16 protein-coding genes are annotated in these 23,867 nt (G+C 42.2%); 6 read left to right on the top strand and 10 right to left on the bottom strand.

Features of this window, described 5'->3' with window-relative positions; genetic code table 11:
• Window positions 1-248 precede the first annotated feature (248 nt).
• Window positions 249-2,096, bottom strand: coding sequence for a DNA mismatch repair endonuclease MutL (gene mutL, locus NM125_RS13980; RefSeq protein WP_255135587.1), 1,848 nt, complete (start codon window positions 2,094-2,096; stop codon window positions 249-251).
• 517 nt (window positions 2,097-2,613) lie between these two features.
• Between mutL and NM125_RS13975 the strand changes: the two genes are divergently transcribed.
• The 4 genes from NM125_RS13975 to thrC all read left to right on the top strand — a co-directional run bounded on the left by NM125_RS13975 (window position 2,614) and on the right by thrC (window position 9,915).
• On the top strand, window positions 2,614-4,842 hold the full coding sequence (locus tag NM125_RS13975; protein ID WP_255135586.1) for an NADP-dependent isocitrate dehydrogenase: 2,229 nt from the start codon (window positions 2,614-2,616) through the stop codon (window positions 4,840-4,842).
• Between the two features lie 402 nt (window positions 4,843-5,244).
• Window positions 5,245-7,695, top strand: a complete 2,451-nt coding sequence (thrA, locus tag NM125_RS13970) for a bifunctional aspartate kinase/homoserine dehydrogenase I (protein ID WP_255135585.1) — start codon at window positions 5,245-5,247, stop codon at window positions 7,693-7,695.
• Between the two features lies 1 nt (window position 7,696).
• Entirely contained in the window at window positions 7,697-8,629 is a 933-nt protein-coding gene (locus NM125_RS13965; RefSeq protein ID WP_255135584.1) for a homoserine kinase, read from the top strand.
• The gene (thrC, locus tag NM125_RS13960) at window positions 8,626-9,915 is read left to right on the top strand and encodes a threonine synthase (RefSeq protein WP_255135583.1); all 1,290 of its coding nucleotides are present in this window, start codon (window positions 8,626-8,628) and stop codon (window positions 9,913-9,915) included. The genes NM125_RS13965 and thrC overlap by 4 nt, the downstream gene beginning before the upstream one ends.
• A gap of 1 nt (window position 9,916) precedes the next feature.
• Here thrC and NM125_RS16010 read toward each other — a convergent pair whose 3' ends face one another.
• Together NM125_RS16010 and NM125_RS13950 are read right to left on the bottom strand one after the other, a co-directional pair.
• Entirely contained in the window at window positions 9,917-10,693 is a 777-nt protein-coding gene (locus NM125_RS16010; RefSeq protein WP_255135582.1) for a DedA family protein, read from the bottom strand.
• A 21-nt stretch (window positions 10,694-10,714) separates the two neighbouring features.
• Window positions 10,715-11,524 carry a lysophospholipid acyltransferase family protein gene (locus NM125_RS13950; RefSeq protein WP_255135581.1) on the bottom strand — a complete coding sequence of 270 codons (810 nt, stop codon included), beginning with the start codon at window positions 11,522-11,524 and terminating at the stop codon, window positions 10,715-10,717.
• Between the two features lie 268 nt (window positions 11,525-11,792).
• Between NM125_RS13950 and NM125_RS13945 the strand changes: the two genes are divergently transcribed.
• A complete protein-coding gene (locus NM125_RS13945; RefSeq protein ID WP_255135580.1) occupies window positions 11,793-12,575 on the top strand; it encodes an alpha/beta fold hydrolase in 783 nt (260 codons plus the stop codon).
• Window positions 12,576-12,581: 6 nt separating this feature from the next.
• Here the strand turns inward: NM125_RS13945 and NM125_RS13940 are convergent, their stop codons facing one another.
• The 7 genes from NM125_RS13940 to NM125_RS13910 form a co-directional block, all read right to left on the bottom strand.
• Window positions 12,582-14,453: a type II secretion system protein GspD gene (locus tag NM125_RS13940; RefSeq protein ID WP_255135579.1), complete on the bottom strand. Its 1,872-nt coding sequence runs from the start codon at window positions 14,451-14,453 to the stop codon at window positions 12,582-12,584.
• A gap of 35 nt (window positions 14,454-14,488) precedes the next feature.
• Window positions 14,489-15,358, bottom strand: a complete 870-nt coding sequence (locus NM125_RS13935) for a type 4a pilus biogenesis protein PilO (RefSeq protein ID WP_255135578.1) — start codon at window positions 15,356-15,358, stop codon at window positions 14,489-14,491.
• A 7-nt stretch (window positions 15,359-15,365) separates the two neighbouring features.
• Window positions 15,366-17,105 carry a PilN domain-containing protein gene (locus NM125_RS13930; protein ID WP_255135576.1) on the bottom strand — a complete coding sequence of 580 codons (1,740 nt, stop codon included), beginning with the start codon at window positions 17,103-17,105 and terminating at the stop codon, window positions 15,366-15,368.
• A gap of 8 nt (window positions 17,106-17,113) precedes the next feature.
• Window positions 17,114-18,361, bottom strand: coding sequence for a type IV pilus twitching motility protein PilT (locus tag NM125_RS13925; protein ID WP_255135575.1), 1,248 nt, complete (start codon window positions 18,359-18,361; stop codon window positions 17,114-17,116).
• A 142-nt stretch (window positions 18,362-18,503) separates the two neighbouring features.
• The gene (locus tag NM125_RS13920) at window positions 18,504-19,010 is read right to left on the bottom strand and encodes a Crp/Fnr family transcriptional regulator (RefSeq protein WP_255135574.1); all 507 of its coding nucleotides are present in this window, start codon (window positions 19,008-19,010) and stop codon (window positions 18,504-18,506) included.
• Window positions 19,011-19,089: 79 nt separating this feature from the next.
• Entirely contained in the window at window positions 19,090-20,865 is a 1,776-nt protein-coding gene (locus NM125_RS13915) for a GspE/PulE family protein (protein ID WP_255135573.1), read from the bottom strand.
• 9 nt (window positions 20,866-20,874) lie between these two features.
• Window positions 20,875-22,212, bottom strand: coding sequence for a type II secretion system F family protein (locus tag NM125_RS13910; protein ID WP_255135572.1), 1,338 nt, complete (start codon window positions 22,210-22,212; stop codon window positions 20,875-20,877).
• 338 nt (window positions 22,213-22,550) lie between these two features.
• Between NM125_RS13910 and NM125_RS13905 the strand changes: the two genes are divergently transcribed.
• Window positions 22,551-23,771, top strand: coding sequence for an MFS transporter (locus tag NM125_RS13905; RefSeq protein WP_255135571.1), 1,221 nt, complete (start codon window positions 22,551-22,553; stop codon window positions 23,769-23,771).
• Window positions 23,772-23,867: the final 96 nt, after the last annotated feature.

Genomic DNA, 23,867 nt, shown 5'->3' with positions numbered 1-23,867 from the left:
ATTAACTGTAATACGTCATCGCGAGGAGGCTTGGTGGTGATGTTTTTGCCTCTATGCCTTACGACGACGCGATCTCCTTAACTCACTTGGGAGTTGTACTGGTTCCGCCGCTCCGCTGCGGAACCTAAATCGGAGGCTCTGCCTCTAGTGAGATTGGATAATAATTAACCCTATTATGAGGCGGAGCCTCGGAGGGTCGTTACGGAGCGGAACTAGTTGGCTGCGGAGCGGAGCCTGAAAGACAAATACTACCTAAACCTCGACTGTAGCTCATCCAGGGGGATGTAGCTGATCGTGGGTTTCTTCAATGGATCCAGATACGGTTGCTCGCAGGCAAAAAGTTGATCCACAAGTCCTTCCATCTCCTGTTCGGTGAGTTTTTTACCACGGGGAATGGCTGCTTTAGCCGCAAAAGCGATGGCCAGCTTCTCCCGGGCTTCCAGCTTCACCTTTTGGCCCAGCTCCTGGTATTGGTGCAGCATCGAAATAAGCACCTCTTCCTCATTCCCGATTTCAATATCGGCAGGAACGCCGTTGATCATCGCTGTATTTCCACTGAGCAGCTGTACGGAAAAACCCATCCGCTGAATAATGGAATGAAGCTCTTTCAGTAACGTATAGTCGGATGCAGAAAGCTCCAAAGTCTGTGCAAATAACAGCTGCTGCGTACTTGGAAGTGCTTCTTCGGTGGCATTGATCGCCTTTTCAAAAATGATACGTTTATGGGCCAAATGCTGATCAATAACCGTAAGCCCGGTTCGGGTTTGAGTGAGGATGTATGTGTTATGCAACTGCCAGAACCCTTTCTCCTGCGTTACCTTCTTTTGCTCTTCTTCGGCAGGTTCAAAGTTTTCAGCTTCGGAGTAGTTGGGTCGTTGTGGTGAACCGCCTCCATACAATTTCTTTCCAAATTCATCCCCTCTCCCTCCAATATTGGAAGAGCGATTATTGATTCGGGATGGAATTTGAAATCCGCCTCCGCTTTGCCCGGAGGACTGAGGCTTGTTAAAACTGAAACCTGAATCAAATCCTTTCGAAGGATCATCACTCAAAAAAGCATCCTGATCCTGCTGAATATTGGGCACCTGGAAATGTTTATTCAAGGCCCGGTTCACAACCGACCGTGCAAGCTGAATCACACTACGCTCATCTTCAAACTTCACCTCCATTTTTGAAGGATGCACGTTCACATCTACTTTGGAAGGATCAATATCAAAGAAAAGAGCATAAAACGGGTATTCATTATTTCGGGTCCATGCGTCATACAAACTCAATATCACATGGGTAAGGTACCGGTGCTGAAAAGGTCGGCCGTTCACAAATAAGAACTGCTCTCCCCGGCTTTTTTTGGCCAGCTTGGGATCGGATGCAAACCCGTGAATCTTCACGTAGCTGGTTTCTTCCCCGAACTCAATCAGGCTGGCTTTGTAGGAACTGCCAAAAATCTGGGTAACCCGGTCTTTCAAGTCCTGAACCGGTAAATCATAAATGATATCGCCATCGGCTTCCACATAAAAAGCTACATCGGTGTTAGCCAGGGCAGCATACTGAATGGTCCTCAGGATATGCCGAAGCTCTGTGACGTCTGTTTTCAAAAACTGTCGTCGGGCCGGTACATTAAAAAAGAGATTGCGAACGGCAATGGTAGTTCCGTTATCAATGGCGGTGGGTTTGATTTCTCTTTCCTCTCCGCCCCAAACTTCAATCTCCCAGCCGTTTTCATCACCGGCTCGCTTGGTCTTAACGGTTACCTGGGATACCGATGCGATAGAAGCCATCGCTTCACCCCGAAAACCCAATGTGCGGATTTTAAAAAGATCATCAACCGAATTGATCTTTGAAGTAGCGTGACGTTCAAAACAAAGCGGGAGATCCTCTTTACTCATTCCGCACCCGTTATCAGAAACCTGGATCAGGGTCCGTCCGGCATTTTGGATAAGAATTTTAACCTGATCACCGCCGGCATCAATGGCGTTGTCGAGAAGTTCTTTAACTACAGAAGCCGGGCGTTGAATTACCTCTCCGGCCGCAATTTTATTACTTATTTCTGGGGGAAGCTGATGTATAATGGAATCGCTAATCCGGGTATCGCTCAATGGTTGTCTGTACGTATTTTAAAGTGAAATTAAATAAACAATAAGGGCAAGGCATGCCGCGTAAAAAACGACGCGGGTAAATTGTGCCGGTCTTCGTCTTGTATGGGTCTCAAATTTGATCCGCTTTCGGCGCTTTTCTTTTTCATCCTTTTCGGGATCGTAATAGCGAAACGGGTAATCAAATTTTTTGGGTTTAGGCCGGAAGCCGAACATCGGTCTGATCATAACAACACCTCAATTTTATTGGCTTTGGATGGCTAACGCTGGAGGTTACCAAATCTTATCTAATATACAGAATTTGACAGGTGAATATCGAACATTCCATCAGGAATAATGAATCTGGCTAAAGTGCTTGCCGGGTACTTCATTATTGAATGTTCAAAATTGAATGTTCGATATTCTTTCGAATGTTCTTTTGCCTCTAAAATTTGTAAACTCCCTGCCCCTTAATTTTTCTTCGGAAACCATTTTTTCGATCTTCACATTTAATTATTGAACATTAACCATTTACTTAAAAATGAGCACTGATAAAGCCAAGATTTTTTATACGATAACGGATGAAGGACCTTTCTTAGCTACCCATTCTTTCCTCCCTATTATTGAATCATTCACCAAGGCCGCCGGAGTTAATGTAGAGACCAAAGACATTTCTCTTGCCGGACGTATTCTTGCCAACTTCCCCGATTATTTGAAAGAAGATCAGCAGGTTACAGATGCACTTGCTGAGCTGGGCGATCTGGCCAAGAAACCGGAAGCAAATATCATCAAGCTTCCAAATATCAGTGCTTCTATTCCACAGTTGGTTGCAGCCATTAAGGAATTGCAGAACAAAGGGTATGACCTTCCCGACTACCCGGAAGAGCCTCAAACCGAAGAAGAAAAGAAAATTCAAAAACGCTACGATGTTGTGAAAGGCAGCGCGGTTAATCCGGTTCTTCGTGAAGGTAACTCCGACCGCCGGGCCCCCAAACCGGTTAAAGAATATGCCCGAAATAACCCGCATTCCATGGGTGAATGGAGTTCTGATTCCAAATCACATGTAGCTACCATGGATGATCATGATTTTGCTCATTCTGAAAAATCGGTCACCGTACCTGATGCCGATGATGTCCGAATCGAGTTTGTGGATACCGATGGTAATGTTCAGGTATTAAAAGAAAGCACGCCCCTTCAGCCCGGTGAAGTAATTGATGCTGCGGCTATGAGCAAAAAAGCCTTGGTTAATTTTCTTGAAAATGAAGTTAAAGATGCCAAAGAAAAAGGCGTGCTCTTTTCGCTGCATATGAAAGCGACCATGATGAAGGTTTCAGACCCGATAATTTTTGGTCATGCCGTGAAAGTGTATTTCAAAGAAGTATTCGAGAAACATGGTGAAACGCTCAAAAAATTAGGGGTAGATCCCAACAATGGCTTTGGAGACCTGGAAGCAAAGATCAAGGAACTGCCGGAAGACAAGCAGGCGGAGATCAGGCAAGACATTCAAGAATGCTATGAAAATGGACCGGATCTGGCTATGGTGAATTCCCACAAAGGAATTACCAATCTTCATGTTCCCAGCGATGTAATTATTGATGCCTCCATGCCGGCTATGATCCGAACCTCCGGACAGATGTGGAATAAAAACGATGAAACTCAGGATACCAAAGCTGTGATCCCGGAAAGCAGTTATGCCGGTATTTACCAGGAAGTAATCGATTTTTGTAAAGAGCACGGCGCTTTCGATCCAACTACCATGGGAAGTGTTCCTAATGTAGGATTAATGGCTAAGAAAGCTGAGGAGTACGGCTCTCACGACAAAACCTTTGAGATTCCGGGGAGTGGCTCTGTGCGAGTAGTCAATAAAGCAGGAGAAACCGTTGTAGAACATCCGGTTGAAGAAGGCGACATCTGGAGAATGTGCCAGACTAAAGATGCTCCTATCAAAGACTGGGTTGGACTGGCTGCTCGCAGAGCGCGTGAAACCGGATCTCCCGCCGTATTCTGGCTGGATGAAAACCGCGAGCATGATGCTGAGCTTATTAAAAAAGTGAATGCATATCTTCCTGAATTTGATACCGAAGGATTAGAGATTCATATCATGTCGCCGGTTAAAGCCATGCGTTTTACTCTGGAGCGTATTAAAGAAGGTAAAGACACCATTTCTGTAACCGGAAATGTGCTGCGAGATTACCTCACCGACCTCTTCCCCATTCTGGAAGTAGGAACCAGCGCCAAGATGCTTTCCATCGTTCCTCTTATGAACGGCGGTGGCTTATTTGAAACCGGTGCCGGTGGTTCTGCTCCTAAACATATTCAGCAGTTCCTGGATGAAGGTCACCTCCGCTGGGATTCTTTGGGGGAATTCCTGGCATTGGCCGTTTCCCTCGAGCACCTCGGCAAGACATTCGATAACGACCGTGCTTTGGTACTCTCCGAAACACTGGACGAAGCAAATACCCAGTACCTTCAAAACGACAAGTCACCTTCCCGTAAGGTGAATGAGCACGATAACCGAGGCAGCCACTTTTACTTGGCTATGTATTGGGCCCGGGCTTTGGCTAACCAGAGCAAAGATGCTGAGCTCGCAGAGCGTTTTAAAGCTGTAGCCGATAAACTTGAAGAGAATGAAGCTAAGATCAATGAAGAATTGATCGCTGCCCAGGGAAGTCCCGAAGAAATTGAAGGATATTACTGGCCAAATCGTGAAATCGTGTACGATCGAATGCGGCCCAGCGAAACCCTGAATTCAATTATTGAATCTGTTTAATTTCAAGCAAACTAAAGTGAAGAGCCCGGTTCTGAAAGGAGTCGGGCTTTTTTGTTTCATACCCGGGCAATGGAATTATGCTTTTAACTCATTTAAGTTTTCATTGATTAAAAGCGCTACCAATTTTTTGTTTGTATCTGATTTTTTTTACTTAAAGAGAAATTTATAAACAGGGTTTACTTTAAGGTTCAAATAAAATAGACTTCAGTATGAAATTTAATCAGATACATAGCAGTCAAAATCGGGCACTTCTAATGGCTATTAGCACCGCTATGTCTGTCATTATTCCTACAGTTACGATTACCATTACAACCCCTTAGGGGGTGCTTATCTACATATCGCCAGCTGGCATTATGCCTTTCTCAAACAGCCTTAAGTCATTAATCTTATTTAAAATCGATTATGTTTGTATTGAAATTTGGTGGAACCTCTGTAGCCACTTCAGAAAACCTAAAGAAAGTCCGTAATATCGTTAGTGAGCAGTCTGAATCACAAAAAGTAGTTGTAGTTGTATCTGCCTTGGGTGGTATTACTAATCAGTTACAGGAATGTGCGTTGCTGGCTTCCGAAGGGAAGGAATCGTACAAAGAAGTTCTCCAAAGCATTGAAAAACGCCATATTGAACTTTGCAATGAACTTCTGTCTGTAAAAGAGCGAAATAATACGCTTACGCGTACTAAACTTCTTTTGAACGATCTTGAAGATATTTATCGGGGTGTATTTTTGATTCGCGAGCTCTCCCCTCGTTCATTAGACCATATTTTGAGTTACGGAGAAGTACTTTCTGCAGCAATTATTTCTGATTACTTCAGGTCAACCGGGTTAGACACTCTTCTACTCGATTCTAAGAATTTTATTAAAACTGATAATCGGTTTGGCAAAGCAACCGTAGATGCAAAAACCACCTATACTAAAATTCAAAAGGAATTTGAATCAGCTGCTCAAATATCTGTATGTCCCGGATTTGTAGCGTCATCAAAAAATGATGGATTAATTACAACTTTAGGCCGCGGAGGTTCCGACTATACTGCCGCATTGATAGCTGCAGCCCTTGAAGCCAAAGAAATTCAAATCTGGACAGATGTAAGCGGAATGATGACTTCAGATCCCCGGCTGGTGCCAAACGCCCATCCCATTGAACACCTTTCCTATGAAGAAGCAATGGAATTATCTCACTTCGGGGCTAAAGTGATTTACCCGCCAACGATTCAACCCGTATTAGATGCAGATATTCCGGTTCATATCAAGAATACATTTCAATCAGACAATCCCGGAACACTTATCTCTAAAGATGGCCCTGAAAATGGACAGGTTGTAAAAGGAACTTCCTGCATTCAGGAAATTGCACTTTGCACGCTTACAGGAAGTGGTATGATTGCTGTACCAAATATTTCCTACCGCTTGTTTGGATCACTAAGCCGGCAAGAGGTAAACGTCATAATGATTACGCAGGCTTCCTCTGAGCACTCCATTACGGTAGGCATAGCATTGGATGATATCGATAAAGCACGACAAGCCATCTCGGAAGAGTTCTCCTATGAAATTGAGACTCACAAAATCAATCCGCTCGAAGTAGAAACCGGTTTGTCGATTATTGCTCTTGTTGGTTCACGAATGAAAAAGCAAGTAGGTGTGAGTGCGAAACTATTTGATACGCTCAGTCATAACGGAGTGAATATCAGAGCAATTGCACAGGGTTCTACAGAGCTCAACATTACGGTGGTTATTGACAAAAAAGATCTCAAAAAATCTCTTAACAGTATCCATGAGAGCTTTTTCCTATCCGACCGGCGAAAACTTCACCTATTTATGATTGGTGTAGGAAATGTTGGACAGGTATTTATAGAACAGGTTAAAGCACAACAAGAATACCTGGCTAAAAAGCATAACCTTGATGTATATATTGCGGGATTAGCTAATTCCCGACAGATGTACTTTCATGAAGAAGGGATCGACCTTGAAAACTGGCAAGATTTGATGGAAAACAACCATCAGAAAATGGATACAGAGAAATTTGTGGAAAAAATGAAGGACCTGAATCTCAGAAACTCTGTTTGTATCGATTCTACTGCTTCAGAAGACATCGCCAAACTATATAAAGATGTCCTCGAGAGCAGTATTTCTATTGTTACACCAAATAAGATAGCCTGCTCGTCCTCTTTCAATAATTTTAAAGAACTCACAGACTCTGCTATTAAGTACAAATCGAAGTTTTTATACGAGACTAATGTCGGAGCCGGACTTCCTGTCATTTCAACTCTTAACGACCTAATCAAAAGCGGTGATGAGGTTCATAAGATTCAGGCCGTTCTTTCCGGTACCTTAAATTTCATATTTAATAATTATGACGGTACGCAAAAATTCAGTGAGGTTGTACAGGCAGCCAAAGAAGCCGGTTTTACCGAGCCTGACCCACGTATTGATTTAAGTGGTGTAGATGTCATGCGAAAAATTCTGATTCTGGCCCGAGTCAGCGGTTATAAACTGGAGCTTGATGATATCGTTAATAATGGATTTGTTCCGGAAGAGTGCATGAACACAGATTCATTAGATGAATTCTATACTAAGCTTGATGAACATGATGAGGTATTTAAGGAGATCTACAAAAAAGCAGATAAACAAAATAAACGTCTTAAATATGTAGCTACCTTCGTAGACGGGAAGTCACAAACCGGACTCGAGGCTTTTGAAGCTGATCATCCTTTTTATAATTTGGGTGGCAAAGATAACATTGTGCTTTTCCACACCAATCGATATAGTGACCAACCACTGGTTGTAAAAGGTGCCGGTGCCGGTGCCGCTGTTACAGCTTCCGGTATTTTTGCCGATATCATGAAAATTGCATCTGCCTGATATGGATTCTATAAAAGTGTTTGCACCCGCAACCGTAGCAAATGTAGCCTGTGGTTTCGATGTGATGGGTTTTGCCTTACAGCATATTGGCGATGAACTCATTATAAATAAAACAGACCAGCCCGGACTAAATATCTCCGAAATACACGGTTCTGATTCTTTATCAAAGAATTCTGAGGAAAATGTAGTTACTGTCTCAGCTCAGGCCTTGTTAGATGCTCTTGAAGAAAAGCCAAGCTTCGGATTTGAGTTCGAACTTACAAAAAAAGTAAAACCTGGTAGCGGACTCGGATCCAGCGCTTCAAGTTCAGCTGCTGCTGTTTTTGGAATAAATGAATTACTGGGGAATCCATTTACCAAAAAAGAACTCGTGCCGTTTGCTATGGAAGGTGAACGACTGGCTTCTGGTATTCCCCATGCTGATAATGTTGCCCCTTCACTGCTTGGCGGGTTTGTTTTGATTAGAAGTTATAGCCCCCTGGATGTCGTAGAGCTTCAATACCCTGAGGATTTGGTAGCAACTGTTGTTCACCCTCAAATCGAAATTAAAACAGCAGACGCCAAGAAAATGCTCAGAAAGCAAATTGAGCTGAAAGATGCCATCACTCAGTGGGGAAATATAGGCGGACTCGTAAGCGGTCTGGCCAGGGCAGATTACGAACTCATTAGCAGGTCTTTGCACGACGTGATAGCTGAACCGATCCGTGGCATGCTAATCCCCTCTTTTAAAGAAGCCAAGGAAGAGGCTATAAATGCCGGGGCGCTCGGGTGCAGCATTTCGGGATCTGGTCCTTCAGTATTTTCTTTAAGCCGAGGGGAAAGAACAGCCAGAAAAGTAGCTACAAAGTTTGAGACCCTTTTTAAAAGCATAGGGTTGGAAAGTTATGTTCATGTATCACCAATTAACACGAAAGGTTCTGAGGTGCTGACATGAAGTACTATAGTACAAATGGTAAATCTTCTTTAGCCTCTTTTAAAGAGGCGATACTCAAAGGACTTCCGGATGACAATGGTTTATATATGCCTCAGGAAATCCCTGAACTCACCTCCTCTTTTTTTAGGGATATTGATAACTATTCCCTTCCTGAAATTGGATACAAAGTTATTCAGCCTTTTGTTGATGGTGAAATACCAGATTCCATCCTCAAATCCATAATCGAAGAAACGCTTAACTTTGAAATTCCTTTGGTTAAAGTTTTTGATGATATTTATTCTCTTGAACTTTTTCATGGCCCAACCTTTGCTTTTAAGGATGTAGGAGCTCGATTCCTTGCAAGAAGTTTAAGTTATTTCAGTAAGAAATCGGAGCAAAAATTAACGGTTTTGGTCGCGACCTCGGGGGATACCGGCAGTGCCGTTGCTCAGGGATTTTATGGCGTCCCTAACATTGATGTGGTCATACTTTTTCCATCAGGGAAAATTAGTTATTTCCAGGAACAGCAAATGACTACTCTTGGAAAAAACATTACAGCACTGGAAGTAAATGGCACCTTCGACGATTGCCAAAGAATGGTCAAACAAGCCTTTCTCGATAAAGAATTAATTGAAGAGATGAATCTTACTTCGGCAAATTCTATAAATATTGCCCGATTGCTGCCTCAGAGTATATACTACTTTTACGGAGTGGCTCAGATTCCAAAAGATAAAAGACAACAACTGGTAGTTTCAGTTCCAAGTGGTAACTACGGAAATTTGTCTGCCGGTTTGATCGCCAGGCAGTTGGGGCTGCCGATACAGCATTTTTTGGCTTGTTCAAATGCAAATGATACAGTCCCAAAGTATTTGGAAACAGCAGAATACAAGGCCCAGTCAAGTGTTCAAACCATTTCGAATGCTATGGATGTAGGTGATCCCAGTAATTTTCAGCGAATGTTGAACTTATATTCCGGTTCTCATGAAAATATGAAAAGTGACATCACAGGTTATTCTTATTCAGATAGAGAAACCCGGGAAGCTATCCATCAAGTTTTTAATAAGACAAGCTATGTGCTTGATCCCCATGGAGCCGTAGGGTTTTTAGGATTAAAGGAATACCTGACAAATAAAGCCGGCAAAGGTATCTTTCTGGAAACGGCGCACCCCTACAAATTCAAGGAAATAGTTGAAAAGGAAATCAATATAGAATTACCTCCCGTCCTTTCCTTTGACGAACTTCAAAAAAAATCTTCTTCATTTTCATCTAAATTCGAAGCTTTGAAAGCTTTTTTATTAGAGAAATGAGTCAAACCCCGAATTTCTTCTTCATTTCCGGAACCAAATATTTAAGCAGAACAAGAATAAATATAAAGACGGCCAACGCGGCCCAAACGGCATACTCTTCATAGGCTTCATAAAAGAGGAGCAACTCGTTACCAGCAAAAACGGAAAGCCACACAAAAGTGGGCGTCCACAACAGTGCGGTTAATCCAAAATATAGAAGGAATGTCCAGAATCCCGTTTTTAAGATGCCGGCACTCAGGTACACGGGAAACCGGCTTCCGGGAATAAAACGACTCAATACTAAAATTACAGGGCCTTTCTTTTCAAACCAGGCTTCGGCACTGTACACATTTTCTTTTTTTACCATCCATTTAAATGGCGGGATATTGAAAATACCATTCCCCATTAACCGACCGGCAAAATACAGGGTGAAATCTCCAATAAAAATTCCGGCTGTTGCGGCTATGGCGGCCGGCCAGAAATCAATGATTCCCTGTGCAGCCATCAGTCCGGCTCCTATACATGCAAGATCTTCACTCATAAATGTAGCCAGAATGATCGCTAACATATACAGTACTAAAAGCTTATTCTTCGAGTCAGCCTCAACGTCATCCAGGTAAGGCACCAGCTTCTGAAGGCTGTCCTTTTTTAGCTTTAAGGTATCAGAAAGCTGCCCGGTGGTATCAGGAGCCTCCAAATTTTGGGAAACAGAGTCATTGGCTTGCTTTGGAGTGCCTGAGACCGGAATGGATGTACCCACTACTAAGATCAGAAATATGCAGAAATGAATAAGCTTCACGAACAGAGTTTCCTCATGGAATTAAGAGAATGCAATGGGTTTGAATTCCCTGTTTTGGTCAAGGAATTCCTTTTCAGAAATAACGGGTACGAATTGTTTCTCAATATCACTTTTCAATTGTTCAGCCAATACTTTTCGATCGTTGCCCGTAATCTTATCAGGACCAAAATTAACAACGGCTGTAAAGGATTTTAGTTTCAGCAGGTTGAAGAAATGTACGAAGAACGGGGTATCATCCCACCAACAAATGGTTTCGTAAGCCGGGGCTTCTTCCCGTTCGGTTTTGTAAGAAACAGCAACGGTTGAAACAGGAAATTGCCTGGACGCAGGGTATTCCAGCAAAGAAGATCGGAACGGTAATATTTCGTAACCCGGGCTGGTGGTCCCTTCCGGAAAGATAATAATGCCCTGATTGGTATTTATGTTTTTAGAGATGAGTTTGTTGACCCTGGTTACATCCCGTTTTCTGTTTCTGTCAATAAATAAAATACCGCATGTTCTGATAATGAAACCGATTAGCGGCCAGGTTTTAACATCACTCTTTGCTACAAAAAGGCATCTTAACTGCGAGAATAGCACGAAAATGTCAATGTAACTCAGATGGTTGGAAACCAACAAAAAAGGCGGTTCAGGAGCTTTGTTTTTACTCTCTATTCTTATCCCTATGATCCAACAGCAAACTTTGCCCCAGCTTCTAAGCAGATACCCTCTGCATTTTTCATAGTTCAACCCAACAACCGCAGCAAAAAGACACAGCATAATCAGGGAATAAAAAAACAAGGTTGAAACCAGAAAGCTGAATAATTTTATAATAGCCCGTAGAAAATTCATGGGCAGAAATTAACAATTTCTTTCAGAAAAACAGGGCTTTTTGTCATGCTGATTTTGGTTAGTGGATATAGATATCAGTTTGGGTAGAAATCTAAACTCTACATCATCTAAATTGGTTTATAGAAGGAAGCTGAATCATATACCATATTATTTAACTGCTTCCCTGACGTATGAAGAGCTGCTGGCTGGATTAGGATTATTTTCAATTGCGTGCCAGCTTGAGCTGCTTTGATATTTACTTAATTGATATATATTTGTACCATTAAATATGTTGTACTACAAAGAATATAAATCATCTGAAAAGAGAGACTGGGTTGTGTTTGTGCACGGCGCTGGCGGAAGCTCATCTATCTGGTTCAGTCAGCTAAGGGATTTCAAGAAGCATTTTAACGTGCTTATGGTTGATCTTCGCGGACATGGAAAGTCAAAAGATCTGCTTCAGAAGTATTATGAAGAGAACTATTCATTTGAGTTTATAAGTCAGGACATTCTGGATGTGCTGGACCACCTCAACATTGAAAAGGCTCACTTTATAGGGGTCTCATTGGGAACTATTATCATCCGTACTATTGCCGAGATTGCACCTGATCGGGTTAAATCTTCTATTCTTTGTGGGGCCATCACCCGGCTTAATGTGCGCTCCAGGATTCTTGTCTTTGTCGGGCACATGTTCAAGCGGTTCATCCCCTACATGTGGTTATATAAACTATTTGCCTGGATTATTATGCCGAAAAAACATCACGCTAAATCCAGAAACCTGTTTATCAGAGAAGCGAAGAAATTATATCAGAAGGAATTTTTGCGATGGTTTAAGCTTACCAATGAGGTAAATCCGCTCCTTCGTTACTTCAAAGAAAAAGAGGTTGAATCCCCAATGTTATACGTGATGGGCAGTGAAGATTATATGTTTCTCCCTCCTGTTAAACAAATCGTGGAGAAGCACAAGAATTCTACCCTTAAGGTAATCGAAAATTGCGGGCACGTCTGTAACGTGGAGCGACCCGGAGCTTTTAACCGGGTCTCCATTCAGTACCTGAAGGCTCACTCCTGATTATTTTTATTCGCTGCTGCCGTTAACCCGCTCAGCATTTGGGTTGTTTCCGTTTCTCAGAGTAAACAACCATGCTTCACTGTTAAAGCTGTCCCTGATTTCAAGCGTTCGTTCAACAGCCGTACTGAAATCGGCAAATCCTTCGTAAGCTACGTAGTTAAATCGGGTTTCGGGGTTAAACAAGATTTGCGTGTTATAGCCTTCTTGTTCAAGAGTAGATTTAAAATTCTGTGCATTACCCGGAACAAGGAATGAACCGCCAATCACAAAGTATTTTAAATTGGAGATCTCTTCCTGCATGGTTTCTACTTCCTGCTCATTCTGTTGGTACTCCAGATATTCATCCAAATTGAATGCCTTCGGTACTACCACCATTAATTCAGGCTTGTCAACAGGCATGCTTAAATCTTTGGCAAGTTCCTGTTGCTCATCCGTAAGTGCATCCTCTTTTTCGGCATCTACCGGTTGTTCCTCAACAGTCATGGTATCCGGTTGGGTATCTTCCATGTCAGTTTCCGCAAGGGTTGAATCGTCCATAGCCGGTTGTTCTTCCTGCGGAGTTTCAGCTATTTCTTCATCCACCGGCATGTCAAAGGTCTCGGTGGTAAACACGCGGTCTAAATCGGTTCGCATACCATCACGGGTATTGTTCAGCACTTCGCGTTTAGTAAGCTTGCGATCTGAAATTCGTTCTGAAACCGGTTTAATCAGCTCAGCCTGTACAATGATAATCAGTTCATTCTCGGAATAATCTTTTGAGTTATATCCAAATAAATACCGCAGACCAAAAAACCAACCCGGTAAGTCTTTGAGAATTGGAACACCTCTTCGCACCGAAGACTCTTCCGTACGATACAATCCGGCAACATAGGTTGCTTCCCCATTCAGCAGGATAGCAGATGTAGTGGCTTCCTGTTTGTTTACAATGGTGCTAACTACATCGGGCTGTACGGTAGAACGCTCTACTTCCAGAGACAGATATATAAAAGAGGTGTCGCCCTGATTGATAATTTCGGGGGTTACGGTAAGGATGGTTCCTGTACTGATAAAGTTATCCGTAACGTTACCGGCTATATCACGCTGTTTAATAGAGAAATCCTGCCCTACCTGGATATTTCCCTCTTCGCCGTCCACCACTTTAATAGATGGAGTGGCTAAAACCTTACCGAGGTTATCTGCCTCAAAAGCACTGAATAATGCTTGTACACTGATACCGGGACCGACTTCGCCTAAATTGACAAGGGCGTTAAAGGCATTCTGAGAAACACTGGCCGCATTGTAGGAGTTAACGGATACAAACTGATCATTAAATTCTGTAGCCGGGATGCCTTGATTACCGTCTGTACCTACAAAATCTCCCAAATTAGCAGGCACATCGCTTGTAAGCGTAGACCAGTCAATACCAATTTCCTGAAGTGCTCTTTTATTCCCTTCAAAAAAGGTAGCATTAATTCGCACTTCCTGCGTTCGGGTTGTAGCCGTTGGAGGCTGGCCCTGAGAAGCATTAGAACCTCCTCCTGAAGCCTGAGTTGTAGTTCCCGTAGTGGGAGGTGCCGGGACATTTATTTCGTAAAAGTCTTCGTATTCTTCCAGCTCAAGGTTATTAAACCGCATGATGTATTGAAGAGCATCTTTCCAGTGCATGGCTGGCAACGTAACTCCAATGGTTCCGCTGTAGGCAGAATTGTCAACAATAAACCTGTTTTCAAATTCCTGGGCAAAGGTATTAATTATCTCAATAGCCTCGTTGTAGGTCGTACTTTTGTCGAAAGCTACGATCTCTTCCGGATTGGTGTATTCTTTTAGAGGATCGACTACCTGAGCATGTACAAGCTGCGGTTGTAGTAAACTTACCAAGCCGAAAAGGACTAATGACAAAAAACCTTTTGTGTAGATTGTTGCTTTCATGGGTTTCATCGCTCTATCTCCAAGGTAACCAATTCCGTGATGCCACCTTTGTTTAGATTAAAAGTAGCGGATTTATTTTTAAGGTCTATAGATTCTAATTCACCAAGGTACACTTCATCCCCTTTTCTAAGTGAATTTATGTTTCCTCCCTGATCTACGAGAAAAATTCGTGATGCAGTAAGGCCTATTAATCTGCTTTGCTCCACATTAATGAGATTATCATCATTGGGTGGAATCACTTCCTGTATAAGTGGATAAAATGGGTTAAATGTTGAAACACGTTCATCCATTGTTAGCTGACTGGTCAGGGTCAAACCATCCTGGATGGGTATGCGCTCGTAGTAGCTTTCTAAAATAAATGTAAATGTAATGTCATTAAGTTCTTCGGGATTAGAGCTGGGCGGTGTGAGCGTAATCTCAGAGACTTTATTCAACAGCTGGCTGTTCTCAATCTTATTCACAAAATTCACGAAATTAGTGTAAGAACCGTATCCGTTTATTTCTGCATTTACAATACCATATTGATCCTGAGCTGTGGAATCAACGAAAACAAAATCAAAAAACACTTTAGATGACGTACTGCTGTTACTTATATAGTTCAGGTAATCGTAAATATCATCGGGATTGGGCGACTTAAAAAGTGATTTATCTGCATTCTCAATAATAGAAAGCGCCTGTTGGTATCTCTGATTTAAAGCCGGAAAGGCATCACTGGTAGACTTCTTACTGTTAAAATCCTTTTGCTTTTCCGTTACCGAAGTCTGAAGCTCTTGCAATTCAGACATCTGGAAAAACTTGATATATGAGAAAGCAGCACCCACAAACAGCGTAAGTGTTACTAACAGAATGATGGTATTTCGGACCGCGTATGACAATTGACTATTAGTTCCCTTCTATTAATTCTTCAATTCCCTGCACACTTTGTGGTGTGTAGATGCTTTCATCCTCAAAAAACTCAGAAACAACGTACGTAAAGCTGTACACATCCTGTTCCCGGATTTGATCTGAGGTTACATTCAATAAGGTTGCATCCTCAAATACATCCGCCAACTCTGCAATACGCTCCCTGTAAACTGCATATCCGCTTAATTCGATATCACCGTTAGGAAGAGTTGTAGCTGCAGTCAGCCACACAGAGTTTACATCATCTACCCCGCTGTTAATTCGATCGAGATTCTTACTCCAGCGCAAAGTTCCCTGGTTCAGCTCACTCAATAACACAAGCTTAGCTTGAATTTGTTCTAAGTCTGAACTTATCTGGTTATACCTCTGAACAGTGGGCTCAAGCGATTGTATTTGGGAATTTAATGTGCTCACTTCATTTCTCAGGCGATCTATTTCGGCCGCGTTTTGAGTATAGAAGTGGTTGGAGATAATGGGAGTCAACAAAATCAATAACAATAGTAAAAACCCATGCCACTGCAGCTTGAAAATCTTCTGCCGATCTCTCACATAGTTAGGTAAGAAAGAGATGCTTGGAAATTTATCTTTTTGAAAGCCGGAAGCCGACCATGCAGCGCCTATAGCGGTAGTAAAAGCAGGAATGGAGGAAGGATTGATATCTTCGGCGTCAAAGAAATCATCAGAGAATTCAAACTCTGAAACGTTTACATCCTGAAAACGCTCTTCAAAGAACTCAATGGCATCATCTCCAAGCGAATTATTACAGATGATAAGACGATCCAGATTTGGGACCTCTCCGGTATCAAGCTGGAAAAGGATCTTACTGAAGATGGTGTTAAGGAATTTTGGGTTCTTAATCCCTTCTGTAATAATCGGTGACACAATCCAAAGCTGAGAGCCTTTTAAAAACAGGATTCTGCTGGTTTTTTCACCGAACTGAACCACACCGGTAATACTGTTTACTTCGAGCTCATAATTAGCTCGGATAAGCCCCAATAGAAGTATTTCGTCCGGTAAGATCTCATTAATGAACAATTTTCCGCGATACATATCACGGGTTCGGTTCATTAATTTCAGTAAATCCGGCTCATCATCAATGGAGGTAAGGAGTAGCGCTCCGTCATCTCGTACCGAATACGAATAATAATCTTCGGCTTTGGATACCCCGTGAAGGGCTTCGAGACGATCATCCACGATAATCTGAAGATCTTTCCTTTTAGTCTCGGAAAAGTCGACATCCTTAAGGATTTGGAAAATAGTCTGTCCGGCGGGGATACTTAAACCCACATCCACCCTTTTGGTGTCTGTAGCGCTTAAAAGGTTATATAATAGCAGCTCATTGGATGCCGCCGCTTCGGTTTCGTCAACCATATCGGTATCAACGATCTCATCAGAACCTTCTAAATCATCGAGGTTATCAAAATCAAGGTCATCGAGGTCATCCTCAAAAGCATCTAAATCCAACTCTTCGGTTTGATCTTCGTCATCTTCTTCCAGACCAAAAATTACATCTTCATCATCCAGGCTGTCATCAATGCTGTCAAAAACGTCAACGGTTTCTTCTTCTTTGGCAGCTTTAGCTTTGCCCTTCAGGCTCTCAACTAAACGTACTTTATCCAGACTGACTAAAGAAACTTGTTTGCCGGTAATTTTAATACGGGCAACCTTCAGAAACTCTTCGTCAACAACAATTCCGGTATATGTCTTATTAGATAACATATTCAGCCTTAGTAATTAACTTCACTTAGCAGTTGAACCATTTTAGTTTTGTTGTTGGCGTGATTTAAAGCATTCTCTTTAGAAATAATGCCATCAGTGTACAATCTCTTAAGGTCTTGTTCCATCGTATTCATCCCCTTTTCACTGCCTTCCATTAACATCTGGTAGATTTCGCTGATGTTATTATTTCGGATAGCCGCCCTTACCGAAGCGTTTACCATAAGCACTTCTTTAGCTAAAACACGTTTACCATCGAGGCTGGGAACCAGTTTCTGGCTGACTACACACGTCAAAACATCAGCAAGTCTCACCCGAACCCGGTTTTGCTCTTCTGTTGGTACCTCACCAAGAATACGCTCAATACTTTCCATAGCAGATGAGGTGTGAAGGGTTCCGAAAGTTTTGTGACCGGAGTCAGTGATTTCCAGGGCAGTCATAATAGTTTCGGGATCGCGAAGCTCACCAATTACAATAATATCCGGATCCTGACGGAGAGCCTGCACCGCACCTTCCTTAAAAGATTCAACATCCCGGCCTACTTCTCTGTGTCGAACTACCGATTTGATAGGCGTGTGTATCAATTCAACAGGAGAAGCAATGATCACAATATGAGAATCAACCGTACGATTGTTGGCGTCTATAATGGTATCCAGTGTAGATGACTTACCGGAACCCGTAATACCAGTAATAAGCGTTAAACCGTACTTATAGTACTTTAAACTGAGTGCTTTGGCTACTTCTGTATGCACGTTCAGGTTCTTGAATGGCCTGATGGTGTTATCAATTTTCCGCATGTTCAGCGCAAGATGCTCCAGGTCAAAATACATATCGGCACGAAAGCGCTGCTGTTTGCCGTTGCCAAGCTCTATTGAGTAAGAAAAGTCAAGATTCTTGTCTTCTATTAGCTTTTTTCTCTGGGATGGAAGAATAGCGTTATGCAATAATACATTGGTTTCATCCAAAGATAAGCTTACAGGTACTTTTGCGGGCTTTTTGTCACCATAAATGCGGTACCAAACCCTGCCATCACACCCCGGCCCACCTAAATCGATATCAGAAGCATCGTTCTTCAACATCCTTTTCAGGTAGCCGTCTAATATATCGGAAAGACTCTCCCGGTGATCGTCCCCGAGGTTATCAACCACATTTCCCAATTGGACGTGGCGATCTATTCCCCTGGAAGTTCGGGGTAATTGATCAATAACCGGCTGAACCAGTTCTGATAGCTTTTCGGATTTTTTGGTTGCCGCCTCCATAATAAAGCCAAATCAATTTGTTGATGACAAATAACAGGATACCTGTAAAGGCCTATTGTTACGAAAAAAATTAAAAAAAACTAACAATCCAAGCTTATGTGCTTGCGATTTATCAATTTGCCGTACAATAATGTTTACAGTGTTACCAATTGGTATCGTTCAGTAACCTCTTCTTTAAGTTGAGTAATTGAACGTTCATGTTACTTATTTTACGCTGCTGTATTTCGATGATATTTTTTGTAAAGATATTAAACAGCTTTTCGGGTTTTTTCCTGAAAAAATTAAGGGCTTCGTATCGCTCGTATCTTAGCACTACACAATCGCCCTCAGCTGTAACCTTAGCCATTCTATTATTTTTACTGAATAAGAAGGTTTCCCCTAAAAAATTCCCTTCCCCCAACGTAGCTAACTGTATGTTATCCTTCCAGATACATACTTTTCCTTCGGCTACTAAATAGGCTGAGTTAACATATTCCGACTCGTTCAAAATAATTTCATCAGATAGAAACCTTTCTTCCTTCCCTAACTGAAGGAACTCCAGAACGTCCTCATAATGGAAGTTTTTCAGAAGCAACGGAGGTTCTTTCAAAAACTTCTTTATGTAATCGGTCATTAATTCATCGCCGGAATTTGACATCTCGGTACTCATACTAAACCCCTGTAATGGTTACTACTGGCATAACAGCAATATGCATTAAGTTAATATTTAATTTCAAGTTTTCCGCTTATTAATCTTCAATAGTTGCAGCCACAATTTCTTCGATCGTGGAAACACCTTCTTTCACACGCTCCCGGCCAGACCCACGCAATGTAAGCATCCCTTGCGACATTGCCAGCTCTTTGATAGCTCCTTCATCAATATCGCCACCGGCATCCAGTATCATTTGCTTTATCTCTTTTGAGAAATAAAGCGCCTCGTGAATACCAGCACGGCCTTTAAAGCCGGTTTGATTACATTTTTCGCATCCTACCGCTTTGTAGAAGGTAGATTCTTCAATTTCTTTATCTGTGAAACCAATGCCCTTGGCTGTCTCCGGATGTGGAGTGAATTGTTCCTTACAATTACTGCACAACCGCCTGATCAAACGCTGGGCAACTACCAGGTTTACGGCATTTGCAATCAAAAACGGCTCAACCCCCATCTTGAACAGACGGGAAATCGCACTAGGCGCATCATTGGTGTGAAGGGTTGAAAAGGTTAAGTGACCGGTATTTGCCAGTTTAATAGCAATTTCAGCGGTCTTTAAATCCCTCATCTCTCCTACAAGTACAATATCAGGGTCATGTCGGAGAATACCCCTGATCGACTGATCAAAGGTCATATGATTACTAATCTTTAGCTGCCTCGCTCCTTCAATAATATACTCCACAGGTTCCTCTACGGTAAGTACATTCTTTGTCGGATCAATTACATAATACAAGGCGGCTACCAACGTGGTTGATTTACCACTACCGGTTGGTCCCGTGATAATTACGATACCGGAAGGTTTCTGGATCGATTTTATGAAATTTTCTTTCGCTTGCTTCTGTAAACCCAGTTTATCCAGGTCACGGATTACATTTCGATCATCCAAAACCCGTATTACAATAGATTCAAACTTCCGGTCGTATTGCTTACCAACAATGGGCATAATGGAAACCCGGTACCGAATCCCAACGCCATCAATTTGCCGCTGAATAAATCCATCCTGAGAGGCATCCCGCTCAAAGCGATCAACATTACGGGTTTTATCTTTAATAACGGCTGAAATAGCTTCCGGCTTCACATTCTTCTGCTGGTACCAAAGCTGTAACTTACCATCCACACGGAACCGGATATCCGTGGTGGTTGGTGAACTCGGCACAATGTGCATATCACTCACTCCCTGGCGAACTGATTCTACCAACATCCCTTCCACCAAGGAATTGAGCATACTCTGATTGATCTCGGCATCAATCTCTTCTTCGTCAATTTCTTCCTGATTCTTATCTAAATCAGGTTCTTCATAATCAATTTCTTCGAGCAGGTCCAGGAACTCATTTTTTTGCTCGTAAACTTTTGACAGGATGTCTTCAATCGACTCGTATTTACAATAGACTAATTCCGTCTGCTTGAAATTAATCTTATTGAGTACGCTTTGAATGTTAGGATCAGATGGATCAGCCGCAGCAATTACAATGGAATTCTTGGTTTTCTGATACGGAAGTGCCTTATGGTGTACCAGTTCATCTACAATCTCTTTAGGGAGATCTTCCAGGTTTTCTTTGATATGATCAAGAACTTCTCCCGGAATTTCATCCACATCCTTCAAAACCTCACGGAATGCATAGATATTGGCAATTTCCTTCATGATCAGGTGCCTGTTCAGTCCCAGATCCTGTGAAAGAATTTGCCCCAGCCTTCGGTTACTCTCTTTGGGTTCTTCCGAGAGAATCGACAAGCCTTTTTGCAACTGCTCCTTAGTGATAATACCCTTGTTTACAAGGATATCCCCAATATGTCTGCGTATATTTATTTTTCCCATTTAAAACTCTTAGACACCTGAATTCGGCTGAATTACGGCTGATTCGGAAGAAACAACAGTAATAGCAATCAGCGCAACCATGATAAACATATTGATAAATAGGTTAATCATATCAATTACCGACTGCATCTTATAGGTGGTTTGAATTTCGTAGTACTCGGCCAGCTGTTTGGCATTTTCCCTTAAAGCACCCGATTCAGCACCCAGCCTGAATCTACTTAAAGCTGTATTTGTAAAAACACCGGTAGCCTCCATCGATTCGATAAGTCCGGCACCATCCTTCAACATTTTTCGTATCGCGACTTCTTTAATCTGCTTTTCCATGTATTTGTTCCTGCATGCTTCAGAAGCCACCTTAATAACTTCGATGTTTTGCCCTGAACCACTGTATAGAGTGTAAAATACTCGGGCAAAAATCTCAATACTTGTTTTGTGCAACAAATCACCCAAAACGGGCAAATGTATAATGTATTTATCTTTGAATAACTGCCCCTTTGGTGTACGGACAAAATAGATAAATCCTCCAATAGGTATAACGAACGATAGCACAATTAATACCCAGTTATCCCGGAGCCAGTAACTCATTTCGAGAGTAGCGGCCGTCATTGGAGGAAGTGCAATATCCATTTCCAGGAACATTTCGGCCGTTGCAGGGAAAATATAACCCACATAAAACAGCACCACCCCTATTACAGCCAATACCGTAACTGCAGGCATCATGAGGGCGCGGCGCATATTCTTCTTAAATTCAGCGTCCCGCTCCATGAACTTGGCTGTACTTTCAAATACAAGGGCCATATTACCTGATGTTGAGGCAACACTTAACATATAAGCTGCAAACTTGCCGAAAACGTCTTCATGCTTTCCATACACCTCAGAACCTTCTTTACCATCCTTCAGGTCTTTCTGGATGGTTTTAATCACCTCTTTCATCCGCTTGTTCTGGGTATCTTCGTACAGCAGGTTCAGAATCTCATCATAAGGGAGTTGCTGCTGCAGCAAATCAGAAGATAGCCGGATGAAGGTAACAACTTCCTGCTGGGGTACTCCGCCTTTAAAGTCAAAAAGCTTTTTATTGATGCTTTTAACTTTATAACCAAGCTTAACGAGCGCTTTTTCTAACTCTTCTTTACTGTAGGCTTCCTGCTCACCCGTAACCACCGGTTTGCCCGGTCGCTGTACTTTATACATAAACATCACTTTCTCGTCCACCGATTGAATCTTCAATCCGTTAGTCTTCGAAAGCCTGTCTACTTTAAGTTGAGCTTCTTTTTTATTGTCAGCTTCAAATTCAGTTTGAACTACTTTACCTTTTTGCGAAATCGCTTTTAGCCTGAATTGTCCCATAATGCTAAAAATTACCCTTCTCGGTTCTTAAGACGATGCGTCTGTTTTTAATATAATTTCAAAATTCCAGTATTTCTTAATTCTACTACGAAAACTATGCTCTACCGGGTTGCTACTAAATGATGATATATATCCTAATTTGTTACAATAAACTACTTTTTTTTTAGAAATAAGAATATTGTTCTTAAATGAATATTTGAATTTTTTAAAGTGATATTGTGATCATCGGCTCGCCACTCAAAAACATAAATGGAAGGTTTAAAAACAATGAGAAGACGTAAAAAATTATTTACTGTTTTTTATAAGTCTGCACTCTATCTTGGTCGAAAGAATTAAGAATGACGAAGAAGCAAGACGGCAATCCCTATCTTATTATTTTTGCCCTCTGGCTACTTGTATTTGCAGCAAGTAGTCAGGTCATGATCATTTCTCCCATCCTTCCCCGTATCAGTGAACAATTGGGAACTCCATTTGAAATATTAGGCAACCTCGTTACCGTTTATGCGGTAATGGTCGGTCTTTTTGCCATTATTATGGGGCCACTTTCCGACAAAATCGGACGCCGAAAAATCTTATTGATTGGAACCGGAGGCATCTCCTTCTTCTTATTTCTTCACGGATTGGTAGATTCATTTGTTGGACTCCTGATCGTTCGGGCTTTAGCCGGAATGGCCGGTGGAGTACTGAGCGGGGCTGCTGTTGCTTATGTTGGAGATTATTTTCCCTACGAAAAGAGAGGCTGGGCCAATGGCTGGATTATGAGCGGTATCGCTATGGGACAAATTTTGGGGATTCCCATCGGAACACTCCTCGCCGATTTTTTTGGCTTCCGGATTCCTTTTGTTCTCTTTGGTTGCATCATGGCTCTAACCTTCATTCTTATCCTGTTTAAAGTTCCACAACCTAATGTAGAACTATCAAAAGACAGAGTTACCTTTAAGGGGTCGATCTCAAAATATTACGAGTTACTCAAGCGGAGTGAAGTCCGGGCTGTTGCTTTTGCTTATGTGGTGATGTTTTTGAGTATCTCAGTGTACGTGGTTTACCTGCCCACCTGGCTGGAAAACTCTTTCGGAGTAGACGGCAAGGCTATTGCTACCCTTTTCTTTGTGGGGGGTGTGGCAAATGTGATTACCGGTCCTATTGCCGGTAAAATATCAGATCGCATCGGACGCAAGAAGATCATCATCATTTCCTGCCTGGGTCTTTCTGTGGTGATGGGTATTACCACCTATGTAGTATCTGAATTTTGGGTAGCCTACCTCATCTTTTTTGCTGCCATGGTTCTCATTGCGATGAGGATCAGCCCATTTCAGGCTTTGTCAACACAACTGATAAAATCCGACAACAGAGGGTCATTAATGAGTTTGTTGGTAGCCATCGGTCAGGTAGGATACGGGGTTGGCGGCTCTATAGCAGGCCCGTTTTATGTGCAACAGGGGTATGTAAGCAATACACTGATGGGCACTGCAATGATCCTTCTGATGGCCTATGTAGTGTGGAAATACGTGCCCGAACCTGAACTAAATCCCGAAAAAGCAGAACCGGCAAACGCTTAAGGTTTTGATTCCGTGTGGTTACGGGGCACCTTCCCTCCTCTTTCTCATTTATAACGTATTTCTAACTTGAAATGAATTTTATTGTAACTTAGTATC

Source organism: Gracilimonas sediminicola, assembly GCF_024320785.1.
In the GTDB taxonomy this organism is placed as follows: domain Bacteria; phylum Bacteroidota; class Rhodothermia; order Balneolales; family Balneolaceae; genus Gracilimonas; species Gracilimonas sediminicola.
The sequence above is the reverse complement of the archived record's forward strand: the minus strand, read 5'-3'. Positions and strand labels throughout refer to the sequence as shown.